Annotated in this window: 18 protein-coding genes; 2 read left to right on the plus strand and 16 right to left on the minus strand. The window is 69.3% G+C overall.

Annotated features, from left to right (window positions below; genetic code table 11):
- Positions 1 to 79 precede the first annotated feature (79 nt).
- The gene (locus tag PV363_RS08230) at positions 80 to 1,456 is read left to right on the plus strand and encodes an aspartate aminotransferase family protein (protein ID WP_301022096.1); all 1,377 of its coding nucleotides are present in this window, start codon (positions 80 to 82) and stop codon (positions 1,454 to 1,456) included.
- A gap of 64 nt (positions 1,457 to 1,520) precedes the next feature.
- Here the strand turns inward: PV363_RS08230 and PV363_RS08235 are convergent, their stop codons facing one another.
- The 5 genes from PV363_RS08235 to PV363_RS08255 form a co-directional block, all read right to left on the minus strand.
- Positions 1,521 to 2,144: a hypothetical protein gene (locus PV363_RS08235; protein WP_301022097.1), complete on the minus strand. Its 624-nt coding sequence runs from the start codon at positions 2,142 to 2,144 to the stop codon at positions 1,521 to 1,523.
- A 380-nt stretch (positions 2,145 to 2,524) separates the two neighbouring features.
- Entirely contained in the window at positions 2,525 to 3,343 is an 819-nt protein-coding gene (locus PV363_RS08240; protein WP_255561181.1) for an ABC transporter permease, read from the minus strand.
- Positions 3,340 to 4,284 (minus strand): ABC transporter permease, encoded by a 945-nt coding sequence (locus PV363_RS08245; RefSeq protein WP_220341308.1) that lies wholly within the window; start codon positions 4,282 to 4,284, stop codon positions 3,340 to 3,342. Before PV363_RS08245 ends, PV363_RS08240 begins: the two co-directional genes overlap by 4 nt.
- Positions 4,284 to 5,453: an ABC transporter ATP-binding protein gene (locus PV363_RS08250; RefSeq protein WP_220341307.1), complete on the minus strand. Its 1,170-nt coding sequence runs from the start codon at positions 5,451 to 5,453 to the stop codon at positions 4,284 to 4,286. Before PV363_RS08250 ends, PV363_RS08245 begins: the two co-directional genes overlap by 1 nt.
- On the minus strand, positions 5,437 to 6,585 hold the full coding sequence (locus PV363_RS08255) for a spermidine/putrescine ABC transporter substrate-binding protein (RefSeq protein ID WP_220365375.1): 1,149 nt from the start codon (positions 6,583 to 6,585) through the stop codon (positions 5,437 to 5,439). The genes PV363_RS08250 and PV363_RS08255 overlap by 17 nt, the downstream gene beginning before the upstream one ends.
- A 245-nt stretch (positions 6,586 to 6,830) precedes the next feature.
- Between PV363_RS08255 and PV363_RS08260 the strand changes: the two genes are divergently transcribed.
- On the plus strand, positions 6,831 to 7,304 hold the full coding sequence (locus tag PV363_RS08260; RefSeq protein WP_220346936.1) for an Lrp/AsnC family transcriptional regulator: 474 nt from the start codon (positions 6,831 to 6,833) through the stop codon (positions 7,302 to 7,304).
- 4 nt (positions 7,305 to 7,308) lie between these two features.
- Here PV363_RS08260 and PV363_RS08265 read toward each other — a convergent pair whose 3' ends face one another.
- From PV363_RS08265 to PV363_RS08315, 11 genes are all read right to left on the minus strand, one after another.
- A complete protein-coding gene (locus tag PV363_RS08265; RefSeq protein ID WP_220365376.1) occupies positions 7,309 to 8,022 on the minus strand; it encodes an AMP-binding protein in 714 nt (237 codons plus the stop codon).
- Complete coding sequence (locus tag PV363_RS08270; RefSeq protein ID WP_220346935.1) at positions 8,019 to 8,432, minus strand: thiol-disulfide oxidoreductase DCC family protein; 414 nt, start codon at positions 8,430 to 8,432, stop codon at positions 8,019 to 8,021. The genes PV363_RS08265 and PV363_RS08270 overlap by 4 nt, the downstream gene beginning before the upstream one ends.
- Positions 8,432 to 9,160, minus strand: coding sequence for an enoyl-CoA hydratase (locus PV363_RS08275; RefSeq protein ID WP_301022098.1), 729 nt, complete (start codon positions 9,158 to 9,160; stop codon positions 8,432 to 8,434). Before PV363_RS08275 ends, PV363_RS08270 begins: the two co-directional genes overlap by 1 nt.
- A 15-nt stretch (positions 9,161 to 9,175) precedes the next feature.
- Complete coding sequence (locus tag PV363_RS08280; RefSeq protein ID WP_220341301.1) at positions 9,176 to 10,030, minus strand: HAD family hydrolase; 855 nt, start codon at positions 10,028 to 10,030, stop codon at positions 9,176 to 9,178.
- Positions 10,023 to 11,153, minus strand: coding sequence for a 23S rRNA (adenine(2503)-C(2))-methyltransferase RlmN (rlmN, locus tag PV363_RS08285; protein WP_220341300.1), 1,131 nt, complete (start codon positions 11,151 to 11,153; stop codon positions 10,023 to 10,025). Before rlmN ends, PV363_RS08280 begins: the two co-directional genes overlap by 8 nt.
- Before the next feature lie 49 nt (positions 11,154 to 11,202).
- Positions 11,203 to 12,045: a phosphatidate cytidylyltransferase gene (locus PV363_RS08290; protein WP_220341299.1), complete on the minus strand. Its 843-nt coding sequence runs from the start codon at positions 12,043 to 12,045 to the stop codon at positions 11,203 to 11,205.
- Positions 12,045 to 12,599 carry a ribosome recycling factor gene (gene frr, locus PV363_RS08295; RefSeq protein ID WP_220342466.1) on the minus strand — a complete coding sequence of 185 codons (555 nt, stop codon included), beginning with the start codon at positions 12,597 to 12,599 and terminating at the stop codon, positions 12,045 to 12,047. The genes PV363_RS08290 and frr overlap by 1 nt, the downstream gene beginning before the upstream one ends.
- 35 nt (positions 12,600 to 12,634) lie before the next feature.
- Positions 12,635 to 13,369 carry a UMP kinase gene (gene pyrH, locus PV363_RS08300; protein WP_220342465.1) on the minus strand — a complete coding sequence of 245 codons (735 nt, stop codon included), beginning with the start codon at positions 13,367 to 13,369 and terminating at the stop codon, positions 12,635 to 12,637.
- A 105-nt stretch (positions 13,370 to 13,474) separates the two neighbouring features.
- Positions 13,475 to 14,299: a translation elongation factor Ts gene (tsf, locus tag PV363_RS08305; protein ID WP_220341298.1), complete on the minus strand. Its 825-nt coding sequence runs from the start codon at positions 14,297 to 14,299 to the stop codon at positions 13,475 to 13,477.
- Between the two features lie 69 nt (positions 14,300 to 14,368).
- Entirely contained in the window at positions 14,369 to 15,352 is a 984-nt protein-coding gene (gene rpsB / locus PV363_RS08310; RefSeq protein WP_301022099.1) for a 30S ribosomal protein S2, read from the minus strand.
- A gap of 260 nt (positions 15,353 to 15,612) precedes the next feature.
- On the minus strand, positions 15,613 to 15,901 hold a 289-nt coding region (locus PV363_RS08315), incomplete at its 5' end, for a CAP domain-containing protein (protein WP_301022100.1).

Here is a 15,901-nt window from a genome sequence, read left to right on the forward strand (position 1 = left end):
CTTCGGATTTCGTATCCGTAAACCCTCGACACGGACGATAACCTTTGCCTGGCCTCGGAATCTGCGCGATACTCGGTGCATGAGCGAACAGTGGGACGACGCGCACCTCCAACGCGCCGCCAAGGACCACCTCTGGATGCACTTCACCCGGCACAGCACGTACGAGACGTCCGACGTGCCCGTGATCGCGAAGGGGGAGGGTGCATACCTCTTCGACACCGCCGGCAAGCGCTACCTGGACGGGCTCGCCGGCCTCTTCGTCGTCCAGGTGGGGCACGGCCGCGAGGAGCTGGCCGAGGCCGCCGCGAAGCAGGCCCGCGAGCTGTCGTTCATGCCGCTGTGGTCGTACGCGCACCCGCCGGCCATCCAGCTGGCCGAGCGCGTCGCCTCGTACGCACCCGGCGACCTCAACCGTGTCTTCTTCACCACGGGCGGTGGCGAGGCGGTCGAGTCCGCCTGGAAGCTCGCCAAGCAGTACTACAAGCTGACCGGCAAGCCCACCAAGCACAAGGTGATCAGCCGTCACATCGCCTACCACGGCACCCCGCAGGGCGCCCTGTCGATCACCGGCATCCCCGACATGAAGGCGCCGTTCGAGCCGCTCGTGCCGAGCACCTTCCGCGTCCCGAACACCAACATCTACCGCGCCCCGGAGCACGGCGACGACCCGGAGGCCTTCGGACGCTGGGCAGCCGACCGCATCGCCGAGGCGATCGAGTTCGAGGGCCCCGACACGGTCGCGGCGGTGTTCCTCGAGCCCGTCCAGAATGCCGGCGGCTGCTTCCCTCCCCCGCCGGGATACTTCCAGCGGGTCCGCGAGATCTGCGACGAGTACGACGTCCTGCTCGTCTCCGACGAGGTCATCTGCGCGTTCGGGCGGCTCGGCGAGATGTTCGGCGCGGTGCGCTACGGCTACCAGCCCGACATCATCACCTGCGCCAAGGGCCTCACCTCCGGCTACGCACCGCTCGGCGCGATGATCGCCTCCGACCGGCTCATGGAGCCGTTCCTGAAGGGTCACACCTCTTTCCTCCACGGCTACACCTTCGGTGGTCACCCGGTCTCGACCGCGGTCGCGATGGCCAACCTCGACATCTTCGAGCGCGAGGGCATCAACGAGGGCGTCCGCGCCAACGAGGACGGCTTCCGGTCGACGCTCGAGAAGCTCCTCGACCTCGACATCGTCGGCGACGTGCGCGGCGACGGCTTCTTCTACGGGATCGAGCTGGTCAAGGACAAGGCGACCAAGGAGACCTTCAACGAGGACGAGTCCGAGCGCCTGCTGCGCGGCTTCCTCTCCAAGGCGCTGTACGACGCCGGGCTCTACTGCCGCGCCGATGACCGCGGCGACCCGGTCGTGCAGCTGGCACCGCCGCTGATCTGCGACCAGGAGCACTTCGACGAGATGGAGAGCATCCTGCGCTCCGTGATCACCCAGGGCCAGAACCTGCTCTGACCCGTACGACCCGCGGAAGCCGCTGCCCCAGGTACCCCGGGGCAGCGGCTTCTGTCCGTCTCCCTCAGGTGGCGTCGTCGAGCTGGGCGGTCAACCAGTCGAACGCCGTGCTCCCACGGGCAGCGGATCCGGCGGCCGAAGGTCGCCAGCCAGGGCCCCATGTCGCGGGGTCGTCGTCGATCACTCCACTGACAAGGTCTCCCGACTCGTCCTCGAGGATGAGGCCCTGAACGTCGGGTTGAGTGACGACGGCCCCTCCAGGTAGACCGGCGTTCACGTTCTCGTGCCGCCACGTCGGGTCGTCCGCGTGCGGCGTTCGACTCGCGGTCGTTCCCATGACGGCGATCCGCACTCCGGGAGGGGCCGCCTGCTCAAGCTCGTCGACCGTGAGGACGCTGGACGGGGCACCCGGCTCGCGGGTCGGGCTTCCGTCCGGTCCGACGACCTCGTAGCCGCGGAGTACACGGACGAACACCTTCGCGCCGTGAACGCCCGGCGCCCTCACGTACGCCTGATCGACGTCGACGGCGAGGATCGCCCAGCGCTGCGCGTCCTCGTCGTCGTACGCATCGACTCCCCGTTCCCACGAGGCGATCGTGCCCGTGACGACCACAGGTGACGTCGCCACGACCTCGAGGGGAGATTCGCGGACGTCGAAGTCGAAGCTGCGGCCTCCGTCGCCGGTCAATGTGCGCTCATCAACATCGGGACGGGACCCAGCTGTTGGCGCGGGGACGCCATCGGCCGTTGACTCCGCTCCCCCTGCCTCCGCTCCCCCTGACTGTGTCGTACTGCAGCCTGCGAGGAGCGTCGCTGCGAGCCCGGTCGCCACGAGTGCGCCGCGGGATGGTCTGGTCGTTCGAGACCTCATGGGATCTCCTATCCGAACCACGGATCGATGTGCGAGCTTCGATGGTGAGGATCGTAGAGGGTATTCCACGCCTCACCATTGGCGTTCCCGGATCGCAGGCAACTGTCAAGTGTCTCCACATGTGCTTGCGGCTCAGACTTACTCGGCAACGGTCGCAGTAGTTCGGCTTCACGGACGTCCCCCGCGTACGGAGGTGGCTAGGCCGCGACCTTCGACTGCCGGCGTCGGGCGACCTCGTTGCCGAGCACGATCAGCACCGCGACCAGGAACATCGCCGTGCCGATGACGTTGACCTGCATCGGGATGCCGCGCTGCGCGGCACCCCACACGTACATCGGGAACGTGACGGTCTGGCCGGCGTTGAGGTTCGTGATGATGAAGTCGTCGAAGGACAGCGAGAAGCTCAGCAGGGCCGCGCCCAGGATGCCCGGGAACACCAGCGGGAACGTGACCCGCCAGAACGTCTGGTTCTCCGTCGCATAGAGATCCATCGCGGCCTGCTCCAGATTGTCGTCCAGCCCCGACAACCGCGCTCGGACCGTGATGATCACGAAGGACAGGCAGAACGTCACGTGGGCGACGAAGATCGTCCAGAACCCCAGCTGGCCGCCGAACCCGGCCGAGACGAACAGCGCGAGCAACGACGACCCGAGCACGATCTCCGGCGCGGCCATCGGCAGGATGATGAGGGTGTTGAGCGGGCCGCGACCGACGAACCGGTGTCGCACGAGCGCGAACGCGGCGAGGGTCCCGAGGATGGTGGCGACCACCGTCGCGAGCAGCGCGATCTCGACGCTGCGGACCACCGACGAGCACATCCCCGAGGGGTCGCACGGGTTGAGCCAGTTGTCCAGCGTGAACCCGTCGAACCGGTAGACGTTGCGCGACGCCTGGTCGTTGAAGCTCATCAGGCCCACGATCGCCACCGGCACGAACATGTAGACCAGCACGAGCACGCCGAGGGCGAGGACGAGGTGCTCGCCGACCCAGCGGCCGAGCCTGTGCAGCGCACTCATACGAGGTCCTCCGTTCCTGCGCGGCGGATGTAGAACACGACGCCGACCGTGATCACGATCATCAGCGTCATCGACAGCGCGCCGGCGGCGGCATAGTCGCCCTGGTTGGTGAACAGGTTCTGGATGATGTTGCCGATCATCCGCTGGTTGGGACTGCCCAGGAGCTCGGCGTTGATGAAGTCGCCGGCGGCCGGGATGAACGTCAGCAGCGTCCCCGCGACCACCCCCGGCATCGACAGCGGCAGCGTCACCTTGAAGAAGGCGCGCGCCGGCGATGCGTACAGGTCGCCGGCCGCTTCCACGAGCCGGTTGTCGATCTTGTCCAGGCTCGCGAAGAGCGGCAGCACCATGAAGGGGAGGAAGTTGTAGGTGAGTCCCGCGACCACGGCGAACGGCGTCGCGAGGAGCCGGCCGTCCTCGCCGAGGATCTGCAGGGTACGCAGTCCCTCGGCGATCCAGCCCTCGTCGGCCAGGATCAGCTTCCACGACAGCGTGCGGAGGAGGAAGCTGGTGAAGAAGGGCGCGATGACGAGGACCAGCATCAGGTTCTTCCAGCGCCCCGCCTTGAACGCGATCGCGTAGGCGAGCACGTAGCCGAGGACGAGGCACGCGACGGTCGCCATCGCGGCGTACCAGAACGACCGCAGCAGCGGCCGCCAGTAGGCCTGGATCGTGTCGACGTAGTTGGCGACGTGCCACGTCATGTCGTAGCCGGTCAGGTTCGACCCTGTGGGGTCGTACAGGCTCATCGCGATCAGCGAGTAGAACGGCACGAGGAAGAACAGCGCCAGCCAGAGCGCCGACGGGAGCATCAGCCAGTAGCCGGTGAACCGGCCGCCGCGTCCGCGGACCGTCTCGTGCCCCTCCCCCGGGTCGTCGCCGGACGACCCGAGCCCGACGGCGTCGGGCTCGACCAGCGCCTCCTGCGGCTGGTGGGTCATCAGTCGTCCCCGTCCTCGACGCCGGCCTTCGCGTCCTGGCTCGCGTCGAGCAGGAACGCGTACTCGGGGCGCCACGACAGGTCGACCGGCGTCCCGACCGCGAAGATCGGGCGTCGACCGGTGTTCTGCTCGAACACCATGAGCTCCTGGCCCCACGGCATGCGGACGAGGTACTGGGTGCTGACGCCGACGAAGCTCACGTCGGTCACCACACCCCCCGCGAAGCGGTTGCCCGGTGCGTCGATCTCGCCACCGACCTCGGCGATCATCACCTTCTCCGGGCGGATGCCGACCCAGCCCTTGCCGCCGACGGCGTGGCTGCGCTCGGCCGGGATGGAGACGGTCGTGCCCTGGACCGACACCGTGACGGCGTCACCGTCCGGGCCGAGGATCTCTCCCGCGAGGAGATTGGACTGGCCGAGGAAGTTCGCCACGAAGGTCGTCCGGGGGTTGTCGTACAGGGCGGCCGGCGGGCCCATCTGCTCGATCACGCCCGCGTTCATCACCGCGACCGTGTCGGCCATGGTCATGGCTTCCTCCTGGTCGTGCGTGACATGGACGAAGGTCCGCCCGACCTCGGTCTGGATCCGCTTGAGCTCGATCTGCATGCCGCGTCGCAGCTTGAGGTCGAGCGCACCGAGCGGCTCGTCGAGGAGGAGCACCTCGGGGCTGTTGATCAAGGCCCGTGCGAGGGCGACGCGCTGCTGCTGGCCACCCGAGAGCTGGGTGGGCTTCTTGTGCCCCTGACCGCCCAGCTCCACCAGGTCGAGCATCTCGGCGACCTTCGCCTTGGTGTCCTTGACGCCGCGCCGCTTCAGCCCGAAGGCGACGTTCTCGGAGACGTCGAGGTGCGGGAAGAGCGCGTAGCTCTGGAAGACGGTGTTCACCGGCCGCTTGTACGGCTTGTCGTAGGTGATGTCGCGGTCGCCCAGGGTGATCGTCCCCGAGGTGGGCGTGTCCAGACCCGCGACCATCCGGAGCGTCGTGGTCTTGCCGCACCCCGACGGACCGAGCAGCGCGAAGAAAGATCCCTGCGGCACGACGAGGTCCAGCGACCGCACCGCGGTGAAGGAGCCGTACGACTTGGTGAGGGCCGTCAGCCGCAGGTCGCGGTTGCTCGCCTCCTGGTCGTCGCGCGTCGTCGCGTCGTCGTCAGCCACCAGTGACATCGGCAAAGTCTCCTTCGTACTCACGCATCGTGAACTCGTCGAGCGCCATGAACGAGTGGGTCATGGCGAGCGTCGCGTCGTCGGGGAAGATCAGCGGGTCGGCCGCCATGTCGGGATCGATCTTCTCCATCTCGGCCTGGGCGCCCTCCACGGGGCAGATGTAGTTGACCCACGCCGCGAGCTTGGCGGCCACGTCCGGCCGGTAGTAGTAGTCGATCCACGTCTCGGCGTTGGCCTGGTGCTCGGCCTGGTTGGGGACGAGCATGTTGTCGGCCCAGATCATCAGGCCCTCCTCGGGCACGACGAACTCGATGTTGGGGTCGCCCGCCGCGAGGACGTCGCCCGACCAGGCCTCGCACGCGACGATGTTGCCCGCCGCGAGGTCCTGGACGTAGTCGTTGCCGGTGAAGGCCCGGATCTGCCCGCCGTCGGAGGCACGCCGGAGATCCTCCATCGCGACGCCCCACTCGTCGTCGCTGAAGTCGGCTGGGTCGGCGCCGTTCTTGAGCAGCAGGAAGCCCATGGTGTCGCGCATCTCGGTCAGCAGGCTCACGCGCCCCTTGAGGTCCGGCCGCGTCAGGAGGTCGGAGAACGAGCCCACCTCGGAGACCTTGGCCTTGTTGTACGCGATGCCGGTCAACCCGGCCTGCCACGGTGCCGAGTAGGTCCGGTCCGGATCCCAGCCCAGTCCCTGCAGGGACGAGATGAGGTTGTTGTGGAGGTTGGGCACCTTCGCGGCGTCCAGGGGCTGGATCCACCCCATCTCGATCGTCCGTGCCGCGGCCCAGTCGGTGAGCATGAACATGTCGCGGTTCACAGGCTCGCAGGCGCCGAGCTGGTTGACGACCTTCGCGAAGAACTCGTTGTTGTCGTTGACGTCGGCGGTATAGCTGACCTGGATGCCCGTCTCCTTCATGAACTGGTCCATCGTGGTGACGTAGCCGTCGTCGGGCTGGTCGATGTACTCCGGCCAGTTCGAGACGATCAGACGACGGTCCGAGCTGCGGTCCGGTGCCCTGCAGTCGGCCGGGTCCTGCCGGCGGTCAGGTGTGCCGAACATCGGCAGCACGGCGGCGCTCCCGGCGAGGAACGCGGCTCCTCCTACGCCCCGGAGCATCGTCCGGCGGCTCATCTGCCTCACCAAGTGACGCGACCTCGATCCGTACGGGGTGCCTCACGGGCACCGTGGTGGCGTTCGACCTGCGGGGATCGTCACACGTCGGGAGCAACCGGGACAAGGGATTCCGCAGTTGTTTACTGTCTCGCAACGAAATCGCGAGCCAGCGGGGCCGATCTGCCCAGAATGCGTGACAATCTCCACGCTGAAACGACTGACGTGCGGAGGCAGAGGACCCGGCGCTCGGGCAGGATGTGCGCATGACGGAGCGCAGGTCCACCAACGGTGTCGTCCTCGACGAGGTCTCCAAGCGCATCATCGCCGAGCTCCAGGTGGACGGCCGGAGGTCGTACGCCGCGATCGGCAAGGCGGTCGGGCTCTCCGAGGCGGCCGTACGCCAACGCGTCCAGAAGCTCACCGACGCCGGCGTGATCCAGATCGTGGCGGTCACCGACCCGCTCGAGCTCGGCTTCGCGCGCCAGGCCATGGTCGGCATCGGGGTCGACGGAGACGTGTTCGCGGTGACCGACGCGCTTGCGGACATCCCCGAGCTGGACTACCTGGTGATCACGACCGGCCGGTTCGACGTGCTGGCCGAGATCGTGTGCGAGAGCGACGACGACCTCCTCGACGTCATCACCAGCAAGATCCGCGCCATCCCGGCGGTCACACAGACCGAGACGTTCGTCTATCTGCGGCTGCGCAAGCAGACCTACGCGTGGGGCGTGCAGTAGCCCGTCAGGCGCCGGGCAGCACGAGCCCCCGACCGGACATGAGCCCGGCCAGGACGGCGACCACGGTGGCCTCGTCCCACGCCGACCCGAGGACGGCCGGCTCCTCGTACGGCGTCACGAGGCCGGCACGCTCGTGCACCACCCGGTGCCCGTCACCGGTCACGGCCAGCGCGGTCCCGCCGGCCACCGGGACGACGGGCGCGGGATCGGTGGCCCCGGCCTTCAACGCGGGGTCCCAGGCGACGTCGCGGGTCTCGACAAGAGACCACTCCCCCGGGCGTACGACCACCACCGCACGCGGACGCGCAGGGTCGAGCGCGTCGACGGCGGTCGCGACCACGGGCATCTGCTCCCCGTCGGCGACCACGAGCGCGGGGTCGCTCCGCTCGATCAACGGCGCGGGCTGCTCACCGACCCAGGCCGTCGCTCCGACCCGACCGGCAGCGAGTAGCGCGACGACCGACTCGGGCGAGGGCAGGGACGCCACGGCGACCGCGTCGCGTTCACGCACGCCCAGAGCGCGCATCAACCCACCCATCGCCGCGACCTGCTCCAGCAGCACCGCGTACGAGGTCGTCCCCGTCGGCGCTCGCAGGGCGGGCACCTCGGCGGCTCCCGCGACGACCAGGTGGTCGAGGGCGTCGTAGACGGCGTTGAGCCGACCCGTCGAGGGGTCGGCCGGATCCTTCGGCGGAGTGAACCAGCGAGGTCCGCTCATGGGGCCGTCCTTCCGTCGGGAGCGTCTCCCGGCTCGCCCGGGGTCGTGGGCAGCGCGCACTGCGGGGTGCCGCCCGGAAGCTGGTGACGGTGTGCGGAGATCCACCGGTAGACCGGCCACGCCAACGCCGTCGCCGGTCGTGTCACGAGCACGCGTCCGACCACCGGCCAGGGCGGGCGAGCCGTACGGAGGTAGGCGGCGACAGCCTCGGGCCCAGCGGCCCGACGCCCGGAGTCGACCCACTGGAGGGCCGCCGAGCACTGCACAGCCGTCAGCCCGAGGGCGTCGAGGTCGGCCTGCTGCCAGGCGACGATCCGGGCGCGACGCGACGGCGCCCAGCGCCGCAACCACCGAACCGACGAGGAGCAGAAGCCGCAGTCGCCGTCGAAGACGAGCACCTGAGCAGACATCACACCCCCCGGAACACCGGAGCGCGCTTCTCCGTACGGGCGAGCGCGGCCTCCCGGACGTCCTCGCTCCCCCAGCACGCCTCCCAGCCGCGGGCGATGCGCTCCGCGGTCTCGGGATCGGTGGGGTCACCGTTGAGGACGAGCTTGTTGTAGGCCAGCGTCAGCGGCGCGAAGGTCGCGATCTCGTGCGCCCACGCCGCTGCGGCGTCGGTGTCACCCAGCCGGTCGACGAGCCCGCGCGAGTACGCCGTCTCGGCGTCGAGCAGGTCTGCGCCGAGCATGAGGGCCTTGGCCGTGCCGGCACCGGCCACTGCCGCCAGCGTGCGGATCGTCCACGCGTCCACCGCCATCCCGTTGCGCGCGGTCGGCACGCCGAACACCGCGGTCGGCGCGGCCACCCGCAGGTCGCACGCGAGGGCGAGCTGAGTCCCGGCGCCGATCGCCGGCCCGTTGACCGCGGCGACGACCGGGATCTCGACCCGGGTCATGGTGCGGAGCATCGCGTACAGGGCGTCGACGAAGTCCGACCCGTACACGCCCGTGAGGTCGGCGCCCGCACAGAAGCTGGTGCCCTGGCCGGTGATCAGCATTGCTCGTGACCCGTCGCCGGCCGCGGTCTCGACCGCCTCACGCACCTCGTGGCAGGTGTCGAGGTCGAGGGCGTTGCGGCGCTCGGGCCGGCGCAGCTCCACGGTGGTCACGACTCCGTCGCGGGTCACGTCGATCACGGGTGCTCCTGTCGGTCAGGGGGTACGGCGCAGCGCGCCGTGCTCGTCGCAGATCCGGTCCAGGATGGCAGCCACACCGTCGTCGTCGTTGCTCGGCACCACCTCGTCGACCGTGTCGAGGACGTCGTGGTGGGCGTTGGCGACCGCGAAGGAACGGGAGGCCCAGCGCAGCATCGGCAGGTCGTTGGGCATGTCTCCGACGGCCCAGACCGACTCACGGTCGAAGCCGTTCCCGGCGCACCAGGCCGCCAGCCCGCTCGCTTTGGTGACACCCGGCGCGGTGATCTCGGCGAGGCCGACGGCACCGGAGAAGCCGAGCTCCGCCCGTCCGTCGAGCACGGCCGCCACCCGCCTGTGGAACTCGTCGGGATCACTCCCGTCCAGCTTGGCCAGGAGCTTCCCCGCGGGCTGCGACGCGATGGCGTCCCAGTCGTCGAGGTCGTCGACCTCGGGAGACTCCCGGACGTAGGCGAAGGCCTCCTCGCGGCGCATGCCGTCGGCACGCTCGACCGCCAAGGCGATACCGGGCAACGCCTCCCGCAGCGACGCCCCGAGGTCACGGAGCAGACCGGGGGCGATCGTGCCGTGGTCGGTGACGGTCCGGCTCGCCACGTGGTAGACGAACGCGCCGTTTGCACTGAGCGCCACTCCCCCGGTGGCGTCTCCGACCGCGTCGGCGAACGCGTCCAACCACCGGGGCGGCCTCGCGGTCACGAAGACCGTCGGCACCCCGGACTCCTCCGCGCGGGCGATCGCCTCGCGGGTACGGGGCGACAGGCTGCCGTCGGAGCGCAGCAGCGTCCCGTCGAGGTCGGTGGCGAGCACCGCCGGCAGCCCGGCCCGGCTGAGCCGGTGGGTGGGATCAGGCATCGGCCGCTGCGAGCTGGCCGCACGCCCCGTCGATCTCCTGGCCGCGGGTGTCACGGACCGTCGTCGAGATGCCCTTGGCCTCGAGCCGGCGGACGAACTCCCGCTCGTCCTCGGGCTCGGACGCGGTCCAGATCGAGCCCGGGGTCGGGTTGAGCGGGATCAGGTTGACGTGGACCCAGCCCCAGTCCCCGTAGGAGCGGAGCAGGTCGCCCAGCATGTCCGCACGCCAGGCTTGGTCATTGATGTCCTTGATCAGGGCGTACTCGATCGAGACACGCCGCTTGGTCGTCCGCGCGTAGTCCCACGCTGCCTCGACCGCCTCCGCGACCTTGAAGCGGGTGTTGATCGGGACGAGCTCGTCGCGCAGCTCGTCGTCGGGGGCGTGCAGCGACAGCGCGAGCGTGACGGGGATGCCCTCCTCCGTCAGCTGCTTGATCCGGGGCACCAGCCCGACGGTGCTGACCGTGATGTTGCGGGCCGACATGCCCAGCCCTTCGGGGCCGTCGTCGACCATCCGGCGTACGGCGCCGATCACGGCCTTGTAGTTGGCCATCGGCTCGCCCATGCCCATGAACACGACGTTCGACAGCCGGCCAGGCCCACCGGGGACCTCGCCACGAGCCATCGCCCGGGCTCCGTCCACGACCTGCTCGATGATCTCGCCGGTCGACATGTTGCGCTGCAGCCCACCCTGGCCGGTGGCGCAGAACGGGCACGCCATCCCGCACCCGGCCTGGCTCGACACACAGATCGTCGCGCGGTCGGGGTAGCGCATGAGCACCGACTCGACGAGCGCACCGTCGAAGAGCCGCCAGAGCGTCTTGCGGGTGGTGCCCCGGTCGGCGGTCTGCGTCTTGACGGGCGTGATCAGCTGCGGCATGAGACCGGCGACGAGCTGGTCGCGGATGCCTGCCGGCAGGTCGGTCATCTCGCCGGGGTCGGAGACCAGCCGGGTGAAGTAGTGCGTCGAGAGCTGCTTGGCGCGGTAGCCGGGGAGACCGAGCGCCTCGACGGCCTCCTTGCGGGCGGCGAGGTCGAGGTCGGCCAGGTGACGCGGCGGCTTGCCCCGTCCCTTGGGCTGCTCGAAGACGAGCGGGAGCGGGTTCGGGTTCACGTGAGACATGTCAGGTTCATTGTCCCATCCGCCACCAACCCCGCGCGCCGTCCGGCGGTCAGGCGACGGGGACGAGGAAGTGCAGCACCAGCCAGCAGATCGGCGCGACCGCCAGCAGCGAGTCGAGGCGGTCCATGAGGCCTCCGTGGCCCGGCAGCAGGTCGCTCATGTCCTTGATGCCGACATCGCGCTTGATCATCGACTCCGAGAGGTCGCCGAGCGTGGCCATCGCGACCGCGGCCAGACCGAGCAGCACTCCGACCCACCAGCGACCGTCGAGGAGGAGCACCACGCACAGCACGCCGGCGAGCACGCACCCCAGCACCGATCCGGCGAAGCCCTCCCAGGACTTCTTGGGGCTGATCGTGGGAGCCATCGGGTGCTTGCCCAGCTTGTAGCCCGCGGCGTACCCGAAGATGTCGGAGGCGATGGTGACGACGATGAAGGTCACGATCCGCCACGCACCGTCGTCCTCGGCCGCCATCAGGACGACGAAGGACCCGAGCACGGGGACGTACCCGAAGATGAAGACGGCGGCGGAGGTGTCGCGCACGAACCCGTCCGCGCCGCGGGGCATCCGGTAGACGAACACGCCGAGCACCGTCAGAGCGGCACCGATGGCGATCGCCTCCGTGCCACCGACGTACGCCGCGGCCAGCGTCGCCAGACCGCCGGCCATCAGCGGCGGGAGCGGGACGGCGATGCCGGCCTTCGCGAGCGCGGACGAGAGCTCCCAGATCGCCACCGCGCCCGCGGTGACGACCACCAGCACGAACAGCGCCTTCACGAAGAAGAGCGAGATGATGACGGCGCCCGCGAGGCCGACACCGACCCCGATCGCGGCAGGAAGGTCTCGCCCGCCGCGCTGCTGGGGCGCCGCGGGCACGTCTGGTGAGCTCATCAGACCTCGAGCAGCTCCTGCTCCTTGTTCTTGACGAGCTCGTCGATGCGGTCCACGTGCTTCTTGGTGAGCCCGTCGAGGCGCTTCTCGCCGCCGGTCACGTCGTCCTTGCTGATCTCGCCGTCCTTCTCCGCCTTGTCCATCGCCTGCTTCGCGCTGCGGCGGATGTTGCGGACGGCCACCCGGCCCTCTTCGGCCTTGGACTTGGCGAGCTTGATGTATTCCTTGCGGCGCTCCTCGGTCAGCTGCGGGAGGACGAGCCGCAGCACCTTGCCGTCGTCGGTCGGGTTGACGCCGAGGTCGGAGTCACGGATGGCCTTCTCGATCGCGGTCTTGGCACCGATGTCGTACGGGCTCACGATGACGACCCGCGGCTCGGGGATCTGGAACCCCGCGAGCTGCTGGATCGGTGTCGGGGTGCCGTAGTAGTCGGCCGTGATCTTCGCGAACATCGCGGGGTGCGCACGCCCGGTGCGGATCGCGGCGAACTCCTCGCGCGCGTGCTCGACGGCCTTGTCCATCTTGGAGTCAGCGTCGCGCAGGGTCTCGTCAATCACTGGCCTGCTCCTTCGTAGAGGTCTCTGGTCGATCAGTCTGCGTAGACCAGCGTGCCGATCTTCTCACCTCTCAGGACCGAGGAGATGTTGCCGTCTCCCTCGATCCCGAAGACGCGCATCGGCAGCTTGTTCTCCATCAAGAGCGCGAACGCGGTCGCGTCGGCGACCCGCAGCCCGCGCTGGAGCGCTTCGGTGTACGAGATGGAGTCGATCTTGGTGGCGCTGGAGTCCTTGTGGGGGTCGGCGGTGTAGACGCCGTCGACACCGTTCTTGCCCATCAGCACCTCGTCGGCCTTGATCTCCAGCGCACGCTGGGCCGAGACCGTGTCGGTGGAGAAGTAGGGCATGCCCGCCCCCGCACCGAAGATCACGACGCGCCCCTTCTCGAGGTGGCGGATCGCCCGACGCGGGATGTACGGCTCCGCGACCTGGCCCATCGTGATGGCGGTCTGGACACGGGTCTCGATGTCACGCTTCTCCAGGAAGTCCTGGAGGGCGAGGCAGTTCATGACGATCCCGAGCATGCCCATGTAGTCGGCACGCGCCCGGTCCATCCCCCGCTGCTGAAGCTCTGCGCCACGGAAGAAGTTGCCGCCCCCGATGACGATCGCGACCTCGACACCGGCCGCGACGCCCTCCGCGATCTGGCGCGCGATCGTGTTGACGACGTCGGGATCGACTCCGAGGCTGCCACCGCCGAACGCCTCGCCGGAGAGCTTGAGGAGCACGCGACGCGCCGGCTCCGCCGGAGGGGCATCCTGCTCCAGCCCGGACGGCACGGAGGCCGGCGGGTCGACTGTCTCGTTCTCGTCCACCACACCGGCCTCCGTATCGCGCGTCGTCGTCAGATCATCCTGCCAAATCGGAGCGCGTCAGGCGCCGATCTCGATGTGCGCGAAGCGCGTGATGCTCAGGCCGGCCTCGTCGAGGACCTGACGCACGGACTTCTTCTGCTCCGTCACCGACGGCTGGTCGAGGAGCACGAAGTCCTTGTAGAACGCGTTGACCTTGCCCTCGACGATCTTGCTGATCGCCTGCTCGGGCTTGCCCTCCTCGCGGGCCGCGGCCTCGGCGATCTCGCGCTCCTTGGCGACGACCTCCGCCGGGACGTCCTCACGCGTGAGGTAGCGCGGGCGCATCGCGGCGACCTGCATGGCCACGCTGCGCGCGACCGTCTCCTCGCCGTCGCCCTCGTACTCGATGAGCACGCCGACGGCCGGCGGAAGGTCGCTCGCGCGACGGTGCAGGTAGGTCGCGACGCGGCCCTTGCCCTCGAGGACCTGGACGCGCCCGAGCTCGAGCTTCTCGCCGATGATCGCGGCGAGGCCCGAGATCCGCTCGGCGACGGTCGAGCCGTCAGCGGTCTTGGTCGACGCGAACTCGGTCGCGTCGGCGGGCTTGGTCTCGTCGGCCAGCGTGGCGAGCTCCTGCGCCAGCGCGACGAACTGCTCGTTCTTGGCGACGAAGTCGGTCTCGGCGTTGAGCTCCACGATCGCGTTGCCCGACGCGGCCACCAGTCCGGCGGTCGCCTGGCGCTCGGCGCCACGCTTGTCGGCCTTGGCCTGACCGTGGACGCGCAGGATCTCGACGGCCTTGTCGTAGTCGCCCTCGGCCTCGGTGAGCGCCTTCTTGGCGTCCATCATGCCCGCGCCGGTGGCGTCGCGGAGCTTCTTCACCTCTGCTGCAGAGATTGCCATCTCTATCTCTCTCGTCTGTGTCCGTGGCCGGAGACCGGCCGAAGTGGTGGTGACGTGTCGCGGGAGCGCTCAGGCCTCGGCGGGCTTGTCGTCGGCGGGCTTGTCCTCGGACGGCTCGTCGGAGACGGTCGCGTCCTCGGCGGTCGCGTCGGCCGGCTTGTCCTCGAGGGCCTCAGCCGTCTCCTCGACGACCTCGGACGGGGTGTCGTCGGCGCTGGCCGACGACTGGACCTCGGCCTCGGCAGCCTCGGTGGTGACAGGGTCGGTGCCCTGTGCGAGCTCGCGCTCCCACTCCGCCAGCGGCTCGTCGGCAGCGACGGCACCCGCGGCGGCCGCCTCGGTGCCCTCTGACTCCTTGCCGGCGCCGCGCGACATCAGGCCGTCACCGACGGCGTCGGCGACGACGCGCGTGAGCAGCGTGACGGACCGGATCGCGTCGTCGTTGCCCGGGATCGGGTAGTCGACGTCGTCGGGGTCGCAGTTGGTGTCGAGGATCGCGACGACCGGGATGCCCAGCTTCTTGGCCTCGTCGACCGCCAGGTGCTCCTTCTTGGTGTCGATGATCCACAGCGCCGACGGCGTACGGCTCATGTCGCGGATGCCGCCCAGGGTGCGGTCGAGCTTGTCGTGCTCGCGCTTGAGCTGCAGGAGCTCCTTCTTGGTGCGGCCCGAGCCGGCGACGTCGTCGAAGTCGACCTCGTCGAGCTCCTTGAGGCGCTTGATCCGCTCGTGGACGGTCTGGAAGTTGGTGAGCATGCCGCCCAGCCAGCGGTGGTTCACGTACGGCATGCCGACGCGGGTCGCCTGCTCGGTGATGGCCTCCTGCGCCTGACGCTTGGTCCCGACGAAGAGGATCGTGCCGCCGCGGGCGACGGTCGTCTTGACGAAGTCGTACGCGCGGTCGATGTAGGCCAGCGACTGCTGCAGGTCGATGATGTAGATGCCGTTGCGCTCGGTGAGGATGAAGCGCTTCATCTTGGGGTTCCAGCGGCGGGTCTGGTGCCCGAAGTGGACACCGCTCTCGAGCAGCTGGCGCATGGACACGACGGCCATGGCGTTCCTCTTTCTTGCCAGGGCGCACGGGTGCGCCCGATCCTGGTTGACGTGCCGGCGGCGCCGACACCCTGGCACCCTTGCGCGGACCGCCTCCCGTGTGGGGAGGACCAGGGCCGCACATCCCAGCCTTGCTGGGCGAAGGGCACGCGAAGTCACTCGTCACGCCGGCGTTCCTGGTGAAGGGAACAGCAGACGGTCTGAGCGCTTCTCCCAGTCTAGGACACAGGGTCCAGCCGGCGAAATCCCGGTCCTTCGCGTCAACGGCGGTAGGCGAAGACCTGGCTCACCCAGATGATGCCGCGGCGGTCCCGCCGGACGCCGACCCCGATCCGCCGGTAGCGCGGTTCCAGGATGTTGGCCCGGTGGCCTGGTGAGTTCATCCACGCCCGGACGACCCGGACGGGCCAGCGATAGCCGTAGGCGATGTTCTCCCCCACCTTGTGGCCGCCGCAGGCCCGCAGGACCGGTCGGAGGTTCTGGTGCGTCAGTCGTCCGGTCCGCGCGATGCGGTCGGCACTGCGCTGGGCGTAGCGGTCGAGACACGCG

Origin of the sequence: Mumia sp. (assembly GCF_028803055.1) — a bacterium.
GTDB lineage: Bacteria > Actinomycetota > Actinomycetes > Propionibacteriales > Nocardioidaceae > Mumia.